14 protein-coding genes and 1 riboswitch are annotated in these 18,564 nt (G+C 74.9%); of the genes, 1 reads left to right on the top strand and 13 read right to left on the bottom strand.

Going from position 1 to position 18,564, the window contains the following annotated elements:
- Window positions 1-359: 359 nt before the first annotated feature.
- From cobC to cobM, 6 genes are read right to left on the bottom strand one after another with little or no spacing between them, the layout of a single operon-like run.
- Window positions 360-1,433, bottom strand: a complete 1,074-nt coding sequence (cobC, locus tag IE260_RS09795; RefSeq protein ID WP_189870130.1) for an Rv2231c family histidinol phosphate aminotransferase CobC — start codon at window positions 1,431-1,433, stop codon at window positions 360-362.
- A complete protein-coding gene (locus IE260_RS09790) occupies window positions 1,405-2,322 on the bottom strand; it encodes a sirohydrochlorin chelatase (RefSeq protein WP_189870129.1) in 918 nt (305 codons plus the stop codon). Before IE260_RS09790 ends, cobC begins: the two co-directional genes overlap by 29 nt.
- Window positions 2,319-2,915 (bottom strand): precorrin-8X methylmutase, encoded by a 597-nt coding sequence (locus tag IE260_RS09785; RefSeq protein ID WP_189870128.1) that lies wholly within the window; start codon window positions 2,913-2,915, stop codon window positions 2,319-2,321. The genes IE260_RS09790 and IE260_RS09785 overlap by 4 nt, the downstream gene beginning before the upstream one ends.
- Window positions 2,912-4,582, bottom strand: a complete 1,671-nt coding sequence (gene cobJ / locus IE260_RS09780) for a precorrin-3B C(17)-methyltransferase (RefSeq protein ID WP_189870127.1) — start codon at window positions 4,580-4,582, stop codon at window positions 2,912-2,914. Before cobJ ends, IE260_RS09785 begins: the two co-directional genes overlap by 4 nt.
- Window positions 4,579-5,811 carry a precorrin-6y C5,15-methyltransferase (decarboxylating) subunit CbiE gene (gene cbiE / locus IE260_RS09775; protein ID WP_189870126.1) on the bottom strand — a complete coding sequence of 411 codons (1,233 nt, stop codon included), beginning with the start codon at window positions 5,809-5,811 and terminating at the stop codon, window positions 4,579-4,581. Before cbiE ends, cobJ begins: the two co-directional genes overlap by 4 nt.
- Entirely contained in the window at window positions 5,808-6,626 is an 819-nt protein-coding gene (cobM, locus tag IE260_RS09770) for a precorrin-4 C(11)-methyltransferase (protein ID WP_189870125.1), read from the bottom strand. The genes cbiE and cobM overlap by 4 nt, the downstream gene beginning before the upstream one ends.
- Before the next feature lie 98 nt (window positions 6,627-6,724).
- On the opposite strand from cobM, the gene IE260_RS09765 reads away from it, so the two are divergent.
- Entirely contained in the window at window positions 6,725-7,453 is a 729-nt protein-coding gene (locus tag IE260_RS09765; RefSeq protein ID WP_189870124.1) for a ZIP family metal transporter, read from the top strand.
- 20 nt (window positions 7,454-7,473) lie between these two features.
- Here IE260_RS09765 and cobI read toward each other — a convergent pair whose 3' ends face one another.
- The 7 genes from cobI to IE260_RS09730 are packed head-to-tail and all read right to left on the bottom strand — an operon-like array spanning window position 7,474 to window position 18,336.
- Window positions 7,474-8,205, bottom strand: coding sequence for a precorrin-2 C(20)-methyltransferase (gene cobI, locus IE260_RS09760; RefSeq protein ID WP_189870123.1), 732 nt, complete (start codon window positions 8,203-8,205; stop codon window positions 7,474-7,476).
- Window positions 8,202-9,629, bottom strand: a complete 1,428-nt coding sequence (locus IE260_RS09755; protein ID WP_189870122.1) for a cobyrinic acid a,c-diamide synthase CobB — start codon at window positions 9,627-9,629, stop codon at window positions 8,202-8,204. Before IE260_RS09755 ends, cobI begins: the two co-directional genes overlap by 4 nt.
- On the bottom strand, window positions 9,623-10,222 hold the full coding sequence (gene cobO, locus IE260_RS09750; RefSeq protein ID WP_189870121.1) for a cob(I)yrinic acid a,c-diamide adenosyltransferase: 600 nt from the start codon (window positions 10,220-10,222) through the stop codon (window positions 9,623-9,625). The genes IE260_RS09755 and cobO overlap by 7 nt, the downstream gene beginning before the upstream one ends.
- Window positions 10,222-12,225 (bottom strand): putative cobaltochelatase, encoded by a 2,004-nt coding sequence (locus tag IE260_RS09745; protein ID WP_189870120.1) that lies wholly within the window; start codon window positions 12,223-12,225, stop codon window positions 10,222-10,224. Before IE260_RS09745 ends, cobO begins: the two co-directional genes overlap by 1 nt.
- Window positions 12,222-15,887 carry a cobaltochelatase subunit CobN gene (gene cobN, locus IE260_RS09740; RefSeq protein WP_189870119.1) on the bottom strand — a complete coding sequence of 1,222 codons (3,666 nt, stop codon included), beginning with the start codon at window positions 15,885-15,887 and terminating at the stop codon, window positions 12,222-12,224. Before cobN ends, IE260_RS09745 begins: the two co-directional genes overlap by 4 nt.
- A complete protein-coding gene (locus IE260_RS09735; protein WP_189870118.1) occupies window positions 15,884-17,392 on the bottom strand; it encodes a cobyric acid synthase in 1,509 nt (502 codons plus the stop codon). Before IE260_RS09735 ends, cobN begins: the two co-directional genes overlap by 4 nt.
- Window positions 17,389-18,336, bottom strand: coding sequence for a cobalamin biosynthesis protein (locus IE260_RS09730; protein ID WP_189870117.1), 948 nt, complete (start codon window positions 18,334-18,336; stop codon window positions 17,389-17,391). Before IE260_RS09730 ends, IE260_RS09735 begins: the two co-directional genes overlap by 4 nt.
- 119 nt (window positions 18,337-18,455) lie before the next feature.
- Window positions 18,456-18,532: riboswitch (adenosylcobalamin (AdoCbl) riboswitch) on the bottom strand.
- Window positions 18,533-18,564: the final 32 nt, after the last annotated feature.

The raw sequence follows: 18,564 nt of genomic DNA, 5'->3' as shown, positions 1-18,564 counted from the left end.
CCTGGCCGTTCCGGCCGGTTGACGGGGTGTGGGGTGGCCGGTGGCGAGGGTCGGGTCGGGGGTGTGTCCCGTTCGGTCGCTCGGTCGTGGCGGTCGGCCGGGGTGCGTGGGTGGCTCCTGTCCCTTTCGGGCGCTCGGCCGCCGAGGCCAGGTGACGGGCGTGGGGAGGCCCCTGTCCGCGCCGGACCCCCGGCCGACCGGGCCGGCCGGGGCGGTCGGCCGGGGGCGTGGGGGGTTGGGGTGAGCCCGATGGTTCCCGTCCGGCGGCGGCGGTGGCACGGCCGCGTGGCGCGGCTGGGGAGACGGACAGGGCGCGGGCCGGGGAAGAGCAGAGGCCCCCCGCGTAACGCCCGCCGCCGTCACACCGTCAGCGCCTGCCCCAGCGCCCGCAGGAACCCGTCCGTCGTGGCACGGTCCCGTGCCGCCAGCCGCAGCCACTCCTCGTCCAGCCCCGGGAAGGTGTCCCCGCGCCGCACCGCGTACCCGAGGTCGCGCAACCGGCGGCGTACCGCCGCGGCCCGCGGCAGCCGCACGAGGACGAAGGGCCCCTCGGCCGGCTCGACGACCCGCAACCCGGCGGAGGCGAATCCGCGCAGACCGGCGACGAGACGGTCCCGGTCCGCGGCGATGCGGTGGGCGGCGTGGGCGGCCTCCGCGAGGGCCCGCGGCGCCACGCACGCCTCGGCCGCCGCCAGCGCGGGAGTGGACACGGGCCACAGCGGCTGGGCGCGCTCCAGCTCAGCCACCGTCCCCGGTGCCGCCAGCACGTACCCGATCCGCAGCCCGGCCAGCCCCCAGGTCTTGGTGAGGCTGCGCAGCACCACGAGCCCGGGCACGTCCGTCCGTCCGGCCAGCGCCTCCCGCTCGCCCGGCACCGCGTCCATGAACGCCTCGTCCACCACCAACGTCCGCCCGGGGCGCGCCAGTCGGGTGATCGCGTCCGCCCGGTGCAGCACCGACGTCGGGTTCGTCGGATTGCCGATCACCACCAGGTCCGCGTCCTCGGGCACCGCCGCCGGATCCAGCCGGAAACCGTCCTCGGCACGCAGCAGCACCCGGTCGACCGTGTGGCCCGCGTCCCGCAGCGCCGCCTCCGGCTCCGTGAACTGCGGGTGCACCACGAGGGGCCGGCGCACCTTCAGCGCCCGCGCCAGCAGCACGAACGCCTCCGCCGCACCCGCCGTCAGCAGCACCCGCTCCACCGGCAGGCCGTGCCGCGCCGCCACCGCCGCCCGCGCGTCCCGCCCGTCCGGGTAGGCCGCGAGGGCGGCGAGCGAGCCGGCGATGTGCTCCCGCAGCCAGTCCGGGGGGGTGTCCGCGCGGACGTTCACCGCGAGGTCGACCAGCGACGAGCCGTCGTCGCGGACCTCCGCGTCCCCGTGGTGCCGCAGGTCGTGCTCGGGCTCAGTGCGCATGGGAATGTGCGTGTCCATGCCCGTGATGGTGCCCGTGGTGGTGGTGACCGCCGTCGTCGGGGTGGAAGTGCGGCTGCTGCGGCAGCCCCACCTTGTCCTCGAAGCCCGGCAGCGCGATGCGGTACACGCAGCTGTCGCAGTTCATCCGCAGGTCGCCCTCGACGGCCTCCTCGTACCGCTCCCACACCAGGTCCAGCAGCTCCGGCTCGGGGCCGATGACGTCCGCCGACCGCACCTCGGTCTCCGGGTGCGCGGCGGCCCACTCCTCGGTCTGCTGCCGCACCCGGTCCGGGAGGATGCCGGTGAACAGGAAGTAGGGCAGGACCACGATCCGCCGCGCCCCCAGCCGCGCGCACCGGTCCAGGCCCCCCGGCACGTCCGGCTTCGCCAGCGACACGAACGCCGTCTCCACGCCCGCGTACCCGCGCCCCTCCCACAGCAGCCGGGCCGCCTTGAACACCTCGGCGTTGGCGTCCGGGTCCGTCGACCCGCGCCCGACGAGCAGCACCGTCACCTCCGAGCGGTCCCAGGAGGGATCCACCGCCTCCTGCAGCCGCCGCTCCAGCACGCGCAGCAGCGCCGGATGCGGACCCAGCGGACGCCCGTACGTGTACGTGATGCCGGGGTGTCGCTCCTTCTCACGGGCCAGAGCCGCCGGGATGTCTCCCTTGGCGTGCCCGGCGGAGACCAGCATCAGCGGCACGGCGGCGAACCGGCGTACACCCCGCTCCACCAGTTCGGCGACCGCCTCGCCCAGCGGCGGCGGGGACAGCTCGATGAAGCCGCCCGCGACGGGCAGTTCGGGGTGGCGGCGGCCCAGCTCGCGCACGAAGTCGCGGAACGCCTCGGCTCCGGCCTCGTCCCGGGTGCCGTGTCCGGCGATGAGCAGGGCGGGCGGGGTGGTCACAGTTTCTCCTCGGGTTCGTCCGCCGAAGCGGGGTGGTACAGCAGGGCGTTGAGCGCGGCGGCGGCGACCGCCGACCCGCCCTTCTCGGACACGTTGCTCACGGCGGGCAGCCCGCTCTCGCGGAGCGCGGCCTTGGACTCGGCCGCCCCGACGAAACCGACGGGCAGCCCGATGACGAGCGCGGGCGCGGCGTCCAGGGTCAGCAGCTCCTCCAGCGCGGTCGGCGCGCAGCCGATCACCCACAGGGCGCCGGGTCCTACCTCCTCGTACGCCAGCCGCATCGCGTGCGCCGAACGCGTCAGCCCGGGACCGGCCTTCGCGTCCTTCAGCCGGCACACGGTCTCCCGGCGTGTGATCCCGGCGGCGACCATCTCCACGTCCACGACGACGGGCGCCCCGCCGTGCAGCGCGGCGTGCGCCTTCGCCAGCTCGCCCTCGTCCATGACGAGGTCGGAGGCGTACTCCAGGTCGGCGGCGGAGTGGATGACCCGCTCCACCACCGCCCGGGTCAGCGGCGGGAAGCGCGAGGTGTCCAGACGGGCACGCAGCCGCCGGAAGGACTCCTGCTCGATGGGGTGGACCACACGGTTCACTTCGGCTCCTCCTGCCAGCGGTAGCCGCGCGGCGTCACCATGCGGCCCGCGATCTCGCGGGTCGCGGTGTTGCCCACCGTCACGACCGTCATCATGTCGACCGTCGCCGGGTCCAGGGCGGCCAGCGTGGTCAGCCGGCTGGACTCGTCCGCGCGGGAGGCGTTGCGCACGACACCGACCGGCGTCGTCGGCTCCCGGTGCCCGGCGAGGATCGCCAGGGCCTTCGGCAGCTGCCAGTCGCGGCCCCGGCTGCGCGGGTTGTAGAACGTCACGACGATGTCGGCCTCGGCCGCCGCCCGCACCCGCCGCTCGATGACCTCCCACGGCGTGTGCAGGTCGGAGAGGCTGATCGACACGTGGTCGTGACCGAGCGGCGCCCCCAGGATCGCCCCGGCCGCCAGCGCCGCCGTCACGCCGGGGACGCCGATCACGTCGATGTCGTCGGACGCCTCGGCGAGCGCGGGCGACGCCATCGCGTACACCCCCGCGTCGCCGCTGCCGATCAGCGCGACCGCCCGACCCCGCCGGGCCTCGGCGACCGCCGTGCGCGCCCGCTCCTCCTCGGCACCGAGCCCCGACTCCAGGATCCGGGTGCCGGGCCGCAGCAGGTCCCGGATCTGGTCGACGTACTGGTCGAGGCCGACCAGTACGGAAGCGCGTCGCAGCTCCGCCTTCGCGCGCGGGGTGAGCAGGTCCCGGGCGCCCGGACCGAGCCCGACCACCGCGAGCCGCCCGCGTCCCGGCCGCCGTACGACGGCACAGGTCGCCATCGCCGACTTCCGCTTCGGCACCAGCAGTTCGCCCCCGCGGACGAGCGCCGACGCCTCCGCGACGGAGGGCGTCCCGACGGCGGCGAGCGGCGCGTCGGACGGGTTCGGCACGTCGACGCGGGCCAGCTCCTCGGCGGGGTACGTCACCAACGGCACCCCGAGCCGCTCCGCCGCCGCCACGATGCCGGGCTCACCCGCCTTGGCGTCCACGGTGGCGATCTCGGCGAGGGACGCGGGGGACAGGCCGGCGTCCCGCAGGGCGCCCTCGACCAGGCCGAGCACCTCGTCGGCGGGAGCGTTCCTGGAGGCGCCGACGCCGACGACCAGGGACGGCGGACGCAGCACCGCCTCCCGGGCGGCGGGCTCGACCAGACGGTCCGTCACGCGGATCACGTACGCGCCCTCGTCCGCGACCGGCAGCGGCGGCAGCGGCCAGGCGACCTCGGCGCGCAGCGCGACCGGTTCGCCGTCGAGCAGCGCCCGCGACACACCGGCGATGTCACCCTCCACCGGCAGCCCGAGCGTGTCCAGGCCGGCCAGGCCCACGGCGTCCGTCGCCGTCGTCACCACCGGCTCCGCGCCCAGCACCTCGCCCACCGCACGGGCGAGGTCGTTGGCGCCCCCGCCGTGCCCGCCGACCAGCGGCACCGCGAACCGCCCGGCCTCGTCGACGCACACCACCCCGGGGTCGGTCCGCTTGTCGTCCAGCAGCGGTGCCACGAGCCGGACCACGGCCCCCGTGGCCAGGAAGCACACGAGCTGCTCGCACTCGGCGAACGCCCGCCGCACGGCGTCCCCGACGGGACCGTCGTACACGCGCGTACGCTCCGGCCAGGCCGCGGCCAGCCGGTCGCGCGCAGCCGCGCCCGCCACCGTGGCGGAAACAAGGCCGATCACTGGACTACTCCTTCATCACGCGCCGCGGGCCTGACGCCCCACAGCAGGAAAACGGGATTGGTCGCCGCGAGCCGGGTCACGTCTCCCGGCAGCGGCGCGAGCCGGGACGACTGCAGCAGCACCCCGTCGCACTCCAGCCCGGCGCCGAGCAGGGCCGCGCGGGCCGCCGGCACCCGGTCGAGCGCGGCCATGGCCACGACCACGGACCGCCGGGCGCGCCGGGCGCAGGCCGTGACGACGGCGGGCAGTTCGCGACCGCCGCCGCCGACGAACACGGCGTCGGGATCGTCGAGGTCGCTCAGCACCGCGGGCGCCGCCCCGTGCACGACCCTGACGTCGACACCGTGCGCCGCGGCGTTGGCGCGGATCCGCTCCACGCCGTCCCGGGTCTTCTCGACCGCGGTGACCGCGGCGCCCAGCCGCGCGCACTCCACGCCCACGGACCCGGAGCCCGCGCCGACGTCCCACACCAGGTCCCCCGGCCGGGGCCCGAGCCGGGCCAGGGCCAGGGCCCGCACCTCGAACTTGGTGATCATCGAGTCCCGGTGCGCGAACGCGGCCTCGTCCAAAGCCCAGCCGGCGGACTCGACGAGCGGTCCCGCGACCGCCCGTACGGGGCCCAGCGCCCGCCTCTCGTCCAGGCACAGGACCACGCTCACCGCCGTACCCCAGTCACGGGCGGCGGCCTCGGCGGGCGTCACCCGCTCCACCCGCTCCCGCGCCGAGCCGAGCCCGGACGCGACGACCAGGATGCGCGGGTCGGCCCGGAGCGCGGCGCCCAGCTCCGCCGGACCCGTCCCCGGACCCGTCAGCACGGCGACCTTCGGATGGGCCCGGCAGACGTTCACCGCGGTCCGCAGCTCCCGCCCGTGCGCGCTGGCGACCACGGCGTCGTCCCACGGCAGACCGACGCGGGCGAAGGCGGCGGCGACGGAGGAGACACCGGGGCGGACGTCGAGCCGCTCGGGCCCGAACCGCTCGGCCAGCGCCCGCACGATCCCGAAGAACCCGGGGTCGCCGGAGGCCAGCACGACGACCGGCCGCTCCTTGCCGACGTACTCCGCGACGGTGTCGAGCGCGGGCGCCAGCGGGCCCAGCACGACCCGCTCGGCCGTCCCCGGCAGCCGTACGGCGTCCAGGTGCCGCCGGCCGCCCACCACCAGTTCCGCACCGGCGAGGACGTCCTCGGGCGGCGGCGCCCCCGTCCCCGTGCCCACGACCGTGATCACGTGCTCGCGCCCCGGGTGCGCAGCGCCCTGCGGGCCTCGGGATCGGCCCGGCGGTAGCCGTGGAAGTGACCCGGGTGGTACAGGTGCGAGCGGGTGCCGTGCGCGTCGAGGGCCGGGCCGACCAGGAACAGCGTGTGCTTCCAGAGCTTGTGCTCCTTGACCGTCTCCTCCAGCGTGCCGATCGTGCACTTCACGACCAGCTCCTCCGGCCAGGTGGCCTGGTAGGCGACGACGACCGGGGTGTCCGTGGGATAGCCGCCCTCCAGCAGCTCCCGCACCAGCTGGCCGCTGCGGGCGGCGGACAGGAACACCGCCATGGTCGTGCCGTGCCTGGCGAACTCGCGGACCTCCTCGCCGGGCGGCATCGGCGTCTTGCCGCCGCCCAGCCGGGTCAGGACGACGGACTGCGCGACCTCCGGGATGGTCAGCTCCCGCTGCGCCAGCGCGGCCACCGCGGAGAAGGACGAGACGCCGGGCACGACCTCGGTCGCGATGCCGATCTCAGCGCACCGGTCGAGCTGCTCCTGCGTGCCGCCCCACAGGGCCGGGTCGCCGGAATGGATGCGGGCCACCCTCAGGCCCTCCTCGCGGGCGCGGCGGTAGACGGCGACGACGTCCTCCAGCGACATCGTCGCCGAGTCCAGCACCTCCGCGCCCTCCCGCGCGTGCTGCAGGACCTCCGCCTGCACCAGGCTGGCCGCCCAGATCACCACGTCGGCCTCGGCGATGGCGCGCGCGGCGCGGAACGTCAGCAGGTCGGCGGCGCCGGGACCGGCACCGACGAAGGTCACCTTGCCGGTGGGGGCATCGGCCATGGGTTCGAGTCCTCTCGTCCTACGGAACATCAAACGGAACGTCAACGCGCGTGCGGTCGGATGTGCGCGACCGGCGGCGGATCGGATAGCAAGGGCCCATGGCGGTCTTCGTCGCGCTCGGCGCGTTCCTGATGACGCTGGCCGGCGGCTGGACGGCTCAGCGCGTGACCGACCGGCGTCATCTGGTCCTCGGCCTGGCCGGCGGCCTGATGCTGGGCGTGGTCGGCCTGGACCTGCTGCCGGAGGCGCTGGAGGCGGCGGACCGCGAGGTGTTCGGCGTCCCCGCGGCCCTGCTGCTGTTCGTCGCCGGGTTCCTCCTCGCCCATCTGGTGGAACGTCTGCTGGCCGCACGCCGGGCCGCGCACGGCGCCGAGGAGGACGGCCACCGCTCGCCCGAGGTGGGCCTGACGGCCGCCGCCGCGATGGTCGGACACAGCGCGATGGACGGCGTGGCGATCGGCGCGGCCTTCCAGGTCGGCGGCGGCATGGGCGCGGCGGTCGCGCTGGCGGTGATCGCCCACGACTTCGCGGACGGCTTCAACACCTACACACTGACCAGCCTCTACGGGAACGCCCGCCGCAGGGCCGTCGCCATGCTGGTCGCCGACGCCTTCGCGCCGGTGGCGGGCGCCGCGTCCACGCTGCTGTTCACCATCCCCGAGCAGGTGCTCGGCGCCTATCTCGGCCTCTTCGGCGGCGCGCTGCTCTACCTCGCCGCAGCCGAGATCCTGCCCGAGGCCCATCACGAGCACCCCGCGCGCTCGACCCTGCTGTGCACGGTCGCGGGAGCGGCGTTCATCTGGCTGGTGGTGGGCATCGCCGAATGAGCGACCGTCCCCCGGACGGGTCACAGCTTGCCGCCCCGCCCGCCGTCGCGCCGCGCGGGCGCGATGAGCGTCGACAGATACGGCAGCGGTCCGCCGTCCAGCTCGGCGGCGGGCCGCACCGACTCTTCCGGCAGCCCGAGCGCCGAGCCCCACACGGCGTCGTCGAGCCGCCCGGTCTCCCGCAGCGCCTCGGCGACCTCGGCCGCCTGCCGGCCGAACTTGTACGCGACGACCGTTCCCGGTCCGGCCAGGGCCTCCTTGAGCACCGCGGCCCCCGCGGTGACCGGCACCAGCGTCAGCGGCTCGGTCCCCTCGGTGAGCACGGCCCCGGAGCGCGCCGCGAGGTCCTGCATGGCGGTGATGCCCGGCACGGTCTCCACGACGGTGCCCGGCACCAGTTCGCCGACGGTCTGCGCGAGATACGTGAACGTCGAATAGACGTTGGGGTCGCCGATGGTCGCGAAGGCGACGGAGCCGTGGTCCCGCAGCAGGGCGGCCACCCGTTCCCCGGCCGCGTCCCAGGCGGCCTCGCGGCGGGCCCGGTCGGTGCGCTCGTTCAGCGCGAACACCACCCGGACGACCTTCTCCCCGGGCACGTAGTGCAGCACGGTCGCCTCGGCCCGCCCCCGCTCGCCCGTGTCCATCACGGGTACGACGACGACATCGGCCGCCCGCAGGGCGTTGACGCCCTTGACGGTCACCAGCTCCGGATCACCGGGACCGACCCCGACCCCGACCAGATGGCTGCTCATGACGTCCGGCACCTCTCCACGAACCGACGGGCCACACCGGGCTCGGACGCCCAGTGCGTGTGCAGATAGCTCGCGTGCACACCGCGCTGTACAAAACCCTCGACGCGCCGCTCGGGCGCGCGCACTCCCCAGGCGGGCGCCGGCCCGGCCCCCGGCTCCACGACCGTCCGGTGGAACTCGTGCCCCCGCATCCGCGTCCCGGCGCCGGCCAGCACGCTGTCGCCGACGGCCACGGCGTCCCGGTAGCCCAGGGTGAGCCGCCCGGACATCCGGGCGGAGGCGTCCAGCACCCCGCACATGGGCTTGCCGTCCAGCTCCCGGCACAGGTAGAGCAGCCCCGCACACTCGGCGGCGACGGGTGCGCCGCCGAGGGCCAGCTCGGCGACGGCCCTCCGCAGCGGCTCGTTGGCGGACAGCTCGGCGGCGTACACCTCGGGAAACCCACCCCCGACGACCAGCCCCCGGGTCCCCTCGGGCAGCTCCTCGTCCCGCAGGGGATCGAAGACGACGACCTCGGCCCCGGCAGCGGCGAGCAGTTCGGCGTGCTCGGCATAGGAGAACGTGAACGCGGCCCCACCGGCGACGGCAACACGCTCCAGCCCGCCCGGCGTTCGAGGACGAGGCCGTTCAGGCCGAGAGCGGGAGTCCGGGGTCGTGCCGGGAAGGGGCGGCGGAGGCGAGGACCCCAGCACCTCAGCCGCATCCCAAGCCGCACAGGACAACGCCCCCGCACTCCGCGCGAGCGCGACCAACGCCTCCAGATCACACCCTTCGCGTACTTGCGTGGCCATCGCGGCAACGGCGTCGACCGCAGCTGCCCGCCGCTCGGCGACCGGCACCAACCCCAGGTGCCGCGACGGCGTGTCGACCTGGGGAGCCCGCCGCAGCACACCGAGCACGGGCACCCCGACGGAGTCCAACGCCTCCCGCAGCAGCGCCTCGTGCCGGTCGGACGCGACCTTGTTCAGGATCACGCCCCCGACCCGCACCTGCGGATCCCACGTCACGAACCCGTGCACCAGCGCCGCCACCGACCGCGACTGCGAGGACGCGTCGACCACGAGCACCACCGGCGCCCGCAGCAACTTGGCGACATGGGCGGTGGACGCCAGTTCACCTTCCCCGGCGGCCCCGTCGTACAGCCCCATCACGCCCTCGACGACGGCGATGTCGCATCCGAGCGAGCCGTGCAGGAACAGCGGCCCGACCAGCTCGGGACCGCACAGGTACGCGTCCAGGTTCCGCCCCACGCGCCCGGTGGCGAGCGCGTGGTAGCCGGGGTCGATGTAGTCGGGACCGACCTTGTGCGGGGACACGGACAGCCCGCGCCCGGTGAGCGCGGCCATCAGTCCCGTGGCGACGGTGGTCTTGCCGCTGCCCGAGGAGGGCGCGGCGATCACCAGCCGGGGCACGGACGTCACCACTCGATGCCTCTCTGACCCTTCTGGCCGGCGTCCATCGGATGCTTGACCTTGGACATGTCGGTCACCAGGTCGGCGAAGTCCACCAGCTTCCCGGGCGCGTTCCGCCCGGTGATCACCACGTGCTGGGTGCCGGGACGGTCGCGCAGCACGTCGATCACCTCGTCGGTGTCGACCCAGCCCCAGTGCATCGGATACGCGAACTCGTCCAGCACGTAGAGCCGGTACGTCTCGGCGGCCAGGTCCCGCTTGACCTGCTCCCAGCCCTCGCGGGCCTTCTCCTCGTTGTCCATCTGGGCATCGCGCTGGACCCAGGACCAGCCCTCGCCCATCTTGTGCCAGTCGACGCTGCCGCCCTGACCGGAGGCGCCCAGCACCCGCAGCGCGTTCTCCTCGCCGACCTTCCACTTGGCCGACTTCACGAACTGGAACACCCCGATCGGCCACCCCTGGTTCCAGGCCCGCAGCGCCAGCCCGAAGGCGGCGGTCGACTTGCCCTTGCCCACGCCCGTGTGCACGACGACCAGCGGCCGGTTGCGTCGCTGACGGGTCGTCAGCCCGTCGTCCGGGATCACACTCGGCTGTCCCTGAGGCATTACGCGGCCCTCCTCTGCACGTCCTTCACCAGTCCGGCGATGCTGTCCGCCCGCAGTTCGTCCAGCGTCACCGCCGTGCCGCCCAGCTCGCCCGCGAGCTGCCCGGCCAGCCCCAGCCGGACCGGCCCGGACTCGCAGTCCACGACCACGGACGCGGTCCCCTCGGCCGCGAACAGCCGCGCCGCCCGCCCCGCGAGCGCCACCGGCTCCGGCCCACCGGTGGCCCGCCCGTCGGTCACCACCACGACCAGAGCGCGCCGTGCCGGGTCCCGCAGCCGCTCCACGCGCAGCACCTCGTGCGCCTTGAGCAGCCCGGCCGCGAGCGGCGTACGCCCGCCGGTCGGCAGCGACTCCAGCCGGGCCGCCGCCGCGTCCACCGACGAGGTCGGCGGCAGCGCGACGTCGGCGGCGGAGCCCCGGAAGGTCACCAGCCCCACCTTGTCCCGCCGCTGGTAGGCGTCGAGCAGCAGCGACAGCACGGCACCCTTGACCGCGCTCATCCGCTGCCGCGCCGCCATCGACCCGGAGGCGTCCACGACGAACAGCACGAGGTTGCCCTCGCGGCCCTCGCGCGCGGCCTGCCGCAGGTCGTCCCGGCGGATCACCAGCCCCGGCCCCGACCGGCCGCGCGCCCGCTGGTGCGGGGCGGCCGCCTGCACGGTCGCCGCCAGGTGCAGCTTGGTCAGCGCCCCCTTCGGCCGCCGGGCCCCGGTCGTCCGCCCGTGCTCGGTCCGCGCCCGCGACCGCCGCCCGGCTGCGCCCTCGCCGATGCCCGGCACGCTCAGCACCTTCGAGCGGAACGGCTCGGCGGCGCGTACGGCGGACTGCTCGCCCGCGCCGGACGGCTGAGGCTCGCCGCCCTCCCCGCCCTCGGGACGCGCCCCGGTGTCACCGCCCTGCGGAGGGACGCCGGGGGCCGGTTCACCGCCGCCGCCCCCGCCGGGCCCGTCCGGGCCGGGGTCCGGGTCGTCGTCGCCCTGGCCCTCGCCGTCGCCGGAGAACTCCTCCAGCGTCTCGTCGAGCTTGTCCTCGTCCAGCCCCGGCGCGTCGAAGGGATTGCGCCGCCGTCGGTGGGGGAGTGCCAGCAGCGCCGCCTGCCGCACGTCCTCCGCGAGCACGTCGGTCCGCCCGGCCCAGGCGGCCAGCGCGGTGGCCGTCCGGGCCATCACGATGTCGGCCCGCATCCCGTCCACCTCGAAGGCGGCACAGGTCGCCGCGATCTGCCGCAGCGCCCCGTCCCCGAGCCGCACCCGCGGCAGCAGCTCCCGCGCCGCCGCGATCCGCGCCCGCACGGCGGCCTCCTCGCCGGCCCAGCGCGCCGCGAAGCCGGCCGGGTCGTCGTCGTACGCCAGCCGGCGCCGGACGACCTCCACCCGCTGGTCGGGCTCCCGCGAGGCCGCGACCTCCACGGTCAGCCCGAACCGGTCGAGCAGCTGCGGGCGCAGCTCGCCCTCCTCGGGGTTCATGGTGCCGACGAGCAGGAAACGCGCCGCGTGCCGCACGGAGACGCCCTCGCGCTCGACATAGGAGGCGCCCATCGCGGCGGCGTCCAGCAGGAGGTCCACGAGATGGTCGTGGAGGAGGTTGACCTCGTCGACGTAGAGGATCCCGCGGTGCGCGTCGGCCAGCAGGCCGGGCTCGAACGCCTTCACGCCCTCCGCGAGCGCCCGCTCGATGTCCAGCGCGCCGACCAGCCGGTCCTCGGAGGCACCGACCGGCAGCTCGACCATCCGCGCCGCACGGGACTCGAAGCCCCCCGGCGCGTGCGGCCCGTCCGGGCAGCCGGGGTCGGGGGAGGCGGGATCACAGGAGAAACGGCACCCGGAGACGACGTCCACCTCCGGCATGAGCGCCGAGAGCGCCCGCACGGCCGTGGACTTGGCAGTGCCCTTCTCGCCGCGCACCAGCACCCCGCCGACCGCCGGGGACACGGCGTTCAGCAGCAGCGCGAGCCGCAGGTCGTCCTGGCCGACGACGGCCGTGAACGGGAACGGGGTACTCACTTGTCGTCACCCTCCGAGTCGCCTTCGAGGTCGCCTTCGAGTTCCAGGTAGGTGGCGCGCAGCCGCTCCAGCGTCGACGCGTCCGGCTCGGCCCACAGGCCGCGGTCGGCCGCCTCCAGCAGCCGTTCGGTGATGCCGCGCAGCGCCCAGGGGTTGGACTTCTTCATGAAGTCCCGGTTCTCCGGGGCGAAGACGTACTCGGCGCTGAGCTTCTCGTACATCCAGTCGTCCACGACCCCGGCCGTGGCGTCGTAGCCGAAGAGGTAGTCGACGGTGGCCGCCATCTCGAAGGCGCCCTTGTAGCCGTGCCGCCGCATCGCCGCCATCCAGCGCGGGTTGACCACGCGGGCGCGGAAGACGCGGTGGGTCTCCTCGCCCAGGGTGCGGGTCCTCACCTGGTCCGGTACGGCGCTGTCGCCCACGTACGCCTCGGGGTTCGCGCCCGTCAGGTGCCGCACCATGGCGACCATGCCGCCGTGGTACTGGAAGTAGTCGTCCGCGTCGACCAGGTCGTGCTCGCGGGTGTCGACGTTCTTCGCGGCCACCGCGATCCGCCGGAACGCCGTCTCCATGTCCCCGCGCGCCGCACGCCCGTCCAGCCCGCGCCCGTAGGCGTAACCGCCCCACACCGCGTACACCTCGGCGAGGTCCGCGTCCGAGCGCCAGTTGCGGGCGTCGATCAGCGGCAGCAGACCGGCGCCGTACGCGCCCGGCTTGGAGCCGAAGACACGGGCCGTCGCGCGCCGCCGGTCGCCGTGCTCGGCGGTGTCCTCGTCGGCGTGCGCCCGGACGTAGTTCTGCCCGGCGGGCTCGTCCAGTTCCGCCACCGCCCGCACCGCGTCGTCGATCAGCCCGACGACGTGCGGGAACGCGTCCCGGAAGAAGCCCGAGATGCGTACCGTGACGTCGATGCGCGGCCGGCCCAGCTCCTCCAGCGGCACGACCTCGAAGCCGGTGACCCGGCGCGACGCGTCGTCCCAGACGGGCCGGCAGCCCAGCAGCGCCAGGATCTCGGCGATGTCGTCGCCCTGGGTGCGCATCGCGGACGTGCCCCAGACCGTGAGGCCGACGGACTTCGGGTACTCCCCGGTGTCGCTCAGGTACCTCTGCACCAGCGAGTCCGCCAGCGACTGGCCGACCTCCCAGCTCAGCCTGGACGGGATCGCCTTGGGATCGACGGAGTAGAAGTTCCGTCCGGTCGGCAGCACGTTGACCAGGCCGCGCGTCGGTGAACCGGACGGCCCGGCCGGGACGTAACCGCCGTCCAGGGCCCGCAGGATGTGCCCGATCTCGTCCGTCGTCCGGGCGAGGCGCGGCACGACCTCCGTGCAGGCGAACTCCAGCACCGCGAGCGCGTCGGGGAGTTCGGTGCCCAGCACCTCGCGCACCAGACCCGGTGCCGCCGCGATGTCCCACGCCCGGGACTCCATCCCCTCCGCGATCCGCCGGCACAGCTGCTCCAGCAGGTCGAGCGCGTCGGCGGCGCTGCGGGAGGGCCCCTCCACCAGGTCCGTCAGCTCCACCGGCACCTTGACCGGCGCGCCCGGCTCGGCGAGCAGCTCCTTCTCCACCAGACCGAAGTGCTCGGCGAGGGACGCCCTGAGCCCCGGCAGCGCGTTCGCCTGCCCGCCCCACACCTGCGAGGCGCGCAGCACCGCCAGCACGAGGTTCACGCGCGGCTCGCCCACCGGGCCGCCGCCGAGGATGTGGAGCCCGTCCCGGATCTGCACGTCCTTGATCTCGCACAGGTAGCCGTCGATGTGCATGACGAACTCGTCGAACTCGTCGTCGTCCGGCTGGTCGTCGACGTGCAGGTCGTGGTGCAGCTCGGCGGCCTTGACCAGCGTCCAGATCTGCGCGCGCACGGCCGGCGCCTTCGCCGGGTCCAGGTCGGAGACCAGCGCGTACTCGTCGAGCAGCTGCTCCAGCTTGGCCAGGTCGCCGTAGGTGTCGGCACGCGCCATCGGCGGCACCAGGTGGTCGACGACCGTGGCGTGCCCGCGCCGCTTGGCCTGGGTGCCCTCGCCGGGGTCGTTGACGATGAACGGGTAGATCAGCGGCAGGTCGCCGAGGACGGCGTCCGGCGCGCACCCGGCGCTCAGCCCGAGCCCCTTGCCCGGCAGCCACTCCATCGTGCCGTGCTTGCCCATGTGCACGATCGCGTCGGCGCCGAAGCTGTTCTCCAGCCACCGGTAGGCCGCCATGTAGTGGTGCGACGGCGGCATGTCCGGGTCGTGGTAGATCGCGATCGGGTTCTCCCCGAAGCCGCGCGGCGGCTGGATCATGACCACGACGTTCCCGAACTGGAGGGACGCCAGCACGATGTCGTCCCCGTCGACGTACAGGGAGCCCGGAGGTTCGCCCCACGCCTCGGTCATCGCGTCCCGCAGCCCGGGGTCCAGCTGCTCGAACCACGCCCGGTAGTCCGCCAGCGGGACCCGCGCGGGCGCCGCGGCCAGCTGGTCCTCCGTCAGCCACTCCACGTCGTGGCCGCCCGCCTCGATGAGCCGGTGGATCAGCTCGTCGCCGCCGGAGGGGTACTCGGTGAGGGAGTACCCGGCGTCCCGCAGCGCGTCCAGGACCCGCACCGCCGAGGCGGGGGTGTCCAGTCCGACCGCGTTGCCGACGCGGGAGTGCTTGGTCGGGTAGGCGGTGAAGACGAGCGCGAGCCTCTTGTCCGCGTTCGCCTTGTGCTTCAGCCGCGCGTGCCGGACGGCGATCCCGGCGACCCGCCCGGCCCGCTCGGGGTCGGCGACGTAGACCGGCACGTCGTCGGGGCCCTGCTCCTTGAAGGAGAACGGCACGGTGATCAGGCGGCCGTCGAACTCCGGGATCGCGACCTGCATCGCCGCGTCCATGGGGGTCAGGGCGGCGTCCGACTCCTCCCAGGCGGCGCGCGAGGAGGTCAGGCAGAGCCCTTGCAGCACGGGGACGTTCAGGTCGGCCAGCGCGCCGATGTCCCAGGACTCCTCGTCGCCGCCCGCCGACGCCTGCGAGGCGTGCGTGCCGCCGGCCGCGAGGACGGTGGCGACCAGCGCGTCGGTCCGGCCCAGCAGCTCGTACAGCCCGGCGTCCGCGCCGCGCAGCGAACCGCAGTACACGGGCAGGGAGTTGGCGCCGTGCGCCTCGATCGCGTCGCACAGGGTGTCGACGAAGGCGGTGTTGCCGCTCAGCTCGTGGGCGCGGTAGAAGAGTACGCCGACCGTCGGGCGGCCCTCCAGGACCGTACGGGAGCCGTGGACTCCGTACTCGGGCATCTTCCGCGGCTCGTCGAAGCCCTCGCCGGTCAGCAGCACGGTGTCGGACAGGAACCGCGCCAGCTGCGTGAGGTTGGCCGGCCCGCCCTCGACGAGGTAGCGCAGCGCCTCCGCGACGACGCCGGCCGGCACCGACGACTCGGCCATCAGCTCGGCGTCCGGCACGGACTCCCCGCCGAGCAGCACGGTCGGGACGCCCGCCGCCTTCAGCGCGGCGAGCCCGTCCTCCCAGGCGCGCTTGCCGCCCAGCAGCCGTACGACGGCGATGTCCGCGCCCTGGACGAGGGACGGCAGTTCCTCGCGGACGTCGACCCGGGTCGGGTTGCCGATCCGGTAGGCGGCGTCCGACGCTCGGGCCGCCAGCAGGTCCGTGTCGGCGGTCGACAACAACAACACAGTGCTCATGCGGGCGCTCCCGGTGGAATGAAGGGCAGTCCTTGCGGCGCGCCGGACTCGATGAGCCGCCACAGCGCGTCCGTGTCCGCGTGCTGTTCGATCAGGTCGCCGAGCCGGTCGAGCTGCTCCTCGCGCAGCGCGGCGAAGGAGGTGTCGGGGGCCGGTACGAAGCGGCGGCCCGCGGCGGCGGCCACCTCGCGCAGGAAGGCCCGCCGGAAGCCGTCCGACTCCAGCGAACCGTGCCAGTGCGTCCCCCAGGTGTGGCCGACCCGGCAGCCGTCGAGGAAGGCTTCCCCTCCGGTCACCTCGGCGACCCCGTGGTGGATCTCGTAGCCCTCGACCCGCTCGCCGAGCGCCTCGCCCACCGGCCGCGTGAGGGTCTTGTCGCGGGCGAACCGCACGCGCACGGGCAGGACGCCGAGCCCGTCGACGTGCCCGCGGCGGCTCTCGACGTCGTCCTCGATGTGCTCGCCGAGCAACTGGAAACCGCCGCAGACACCGAGCACGGGACGGCCCTCCCGGGCCCTGCGCACGAGTGCGTCGGCGAGCCCGCGCTCCCGCAGCCACTCCAGCGCCCGGACTGTTCCGCGCGTGCCGGGCACCACCACGAGATCCGCGTCCGCCAGCTCCTCCGGCCGGTCCACGAACCGCACGACGACACCCGGCTCGGCGGCCAGCGCGTCCACGTCCGTGAAGTTGGACATCAGCGGGACCGCGCAGACGGCGACGCGGAGCACGTCCTCGCCGACGGGCGCCGCGACGGCCGACTCCCGCACCGCGCCGCGCAGCGACACCCGCAGCCCGTCCTCCTCGTCGATGCCGAGGCCGTTGCGGAACGGCAGGACGCCGTACGTCCGCCGCCCGGTCAGGCCGTGCAGCATGTCGAGCCCGGGCTCCAGCAGCGAGACGTCCCCCCGGAACTTGTTGACCAGGAAGCCCGCGACCAGCGCCTGGTCCTCGGGCGACAGCAGCGCCACCGTCCCGAAGAAGGAGGCGAACACGCCCCCGCGGTCGATGTCGCCGACGACCAGGACGGGGAGCCCGGCGCCCCGGGCGATCCCCATGTTCACGATGTCGGTCCGGCGCAGGTTGATCTCGGCCGGACTGCCCGCGCCCTCGCAGATCACCGCGTCATACGTGCCCCGCAGTTCGGCCAGGCAGTCGAGCACCGTCCCGAGCAGCTTCTGCTGCCGCCCGCCGTGGTACCCGCGCGCGCTCAGCTCGCCCACCGGCTTGCCGAGCAGCACCACCTGGCTGCTCTGCTCGCCGCCCGGCTTGAGCAGCACCGGGTTCATCAGCGCGGTCGGCTCGACCCGGCACGCCTGTGCCTGCATGGCCTGTGCCCGCCCGATCTCGGCGCCCTCGCGGGTCACGAAGGAGTTCAGGGACATGTTCTGCGCCTTGAAGGGCGCCACCTTGACGCCCTGTCGCACCAGCCACCGGCAGATCCCGGCGGTGACGACGCTCTTGCCGGCGTCGGAGGTGGTGCCGGCGACGAGGAGACCACCGTTCATGACGTACGTCCTCTCTTCCACAGCAGCCGTGCGCCCGCGCACACGCCGAGCGCGAGCCAGCTCACGCGCCGCGAGAGCCGTACCGCCCGGTCGATGTCGTCGACCCGGACGGCGCGTCCCGCCGCCCCGCCCAGCACGGGCCGGTGTTCGACGCGCCCGCCGTAGGAGAGCGTGCCGCCGAGCCGGACGCCCAGGGCACCCGCGAACGACGCCTCCACGGGACCGGCGTTGGGGCTCGGGTGCTTCGCGGCGTCCGCCCGCCAGGCCCGTACGGCACCCCGGGGGTTGTCTCCGGCCGCCGCCGCCAGGACGGCGGTGAGCCGCGCGCCCGGCCAGCCCGCCAGGTCGTCGAGGCGGGCGGAGGCCCAGCCGTAGCGCCGGTGGCGGGGCGACTTGTGGCCGACCATGGCGTCCAGGGTGTTCACGGCACGGAAGCCGAGCAGCCCGGGCACACCGCCCACGGCACCCCACACCAGGGCGCCCACGACCGCGTCGGAGGTGTTCTCGGCGACGGACTCCACGACCGCCCGGGCGATGCCGTCGGCGTCCAGCGCCTGCGGGTCCCGCCCGCACAGGTGCGGCAGCCGTTCCCGGGCCGCCCCGACGTCCCCGGCCTGGAGCGCCCGGCCGACGGCACGGGCCTCGCGGGCGAGCGAGGTCCCGCCGACGACGGCCCAGGTGGCGGCGGCGGTCAGCGCGACGGAGGCGGCGGGGGAGGGGCGTACGGCCCGGGCGGCGGCGGCCCCGAGGGCGACGGCGCCTCCGGCGCACACGGCGGTGTGCAGCGCGCCCCAGCCCCGGTGGTCGCGCCACAGCACTCGTTCCACGGCACCGGCGGCACGGCCGAACGCGGCGACCGGGTGTCCGCGGCGCGGATCGCCGAGGAGGAGGTCGCCGAGGAGGCCGGCGGCGGCGCCGTACGCGAAGACGCGTTCGGCACGCATGGAGCTCAGCCGGTCACGCGGTCAGGGAAGGACCTGGCACTGAACGTCGATCGGCAGCCGAGCATCGCGTTATGTCCTCACTCAGGGTGTCCACGCCCTGGTTCGACGAGACCGGCGGTGAGAGTTCCTGGCTCCCGGGGGCTGACCCCCGGTCACAGTGGCGGGACCGCGCCGGATTCGCACCGGGCTTCCTCTCCTGCCGCCGTACATGGCTCCGGAAGTCCACCA

The sequence above is a fragment of the Streptomyces viridiviolaceus genome (assembly GCF_014650995.1).
GTDB lineage: Bacteria > Actinomycetota > Actinomycetes > Streptomycetales > Streptomycetaceae > Streptomyces > Streptomyces viridiviolaceus.
This window is presented reverse-complemented; position numbering and strand designations above follow the sequence as displayed.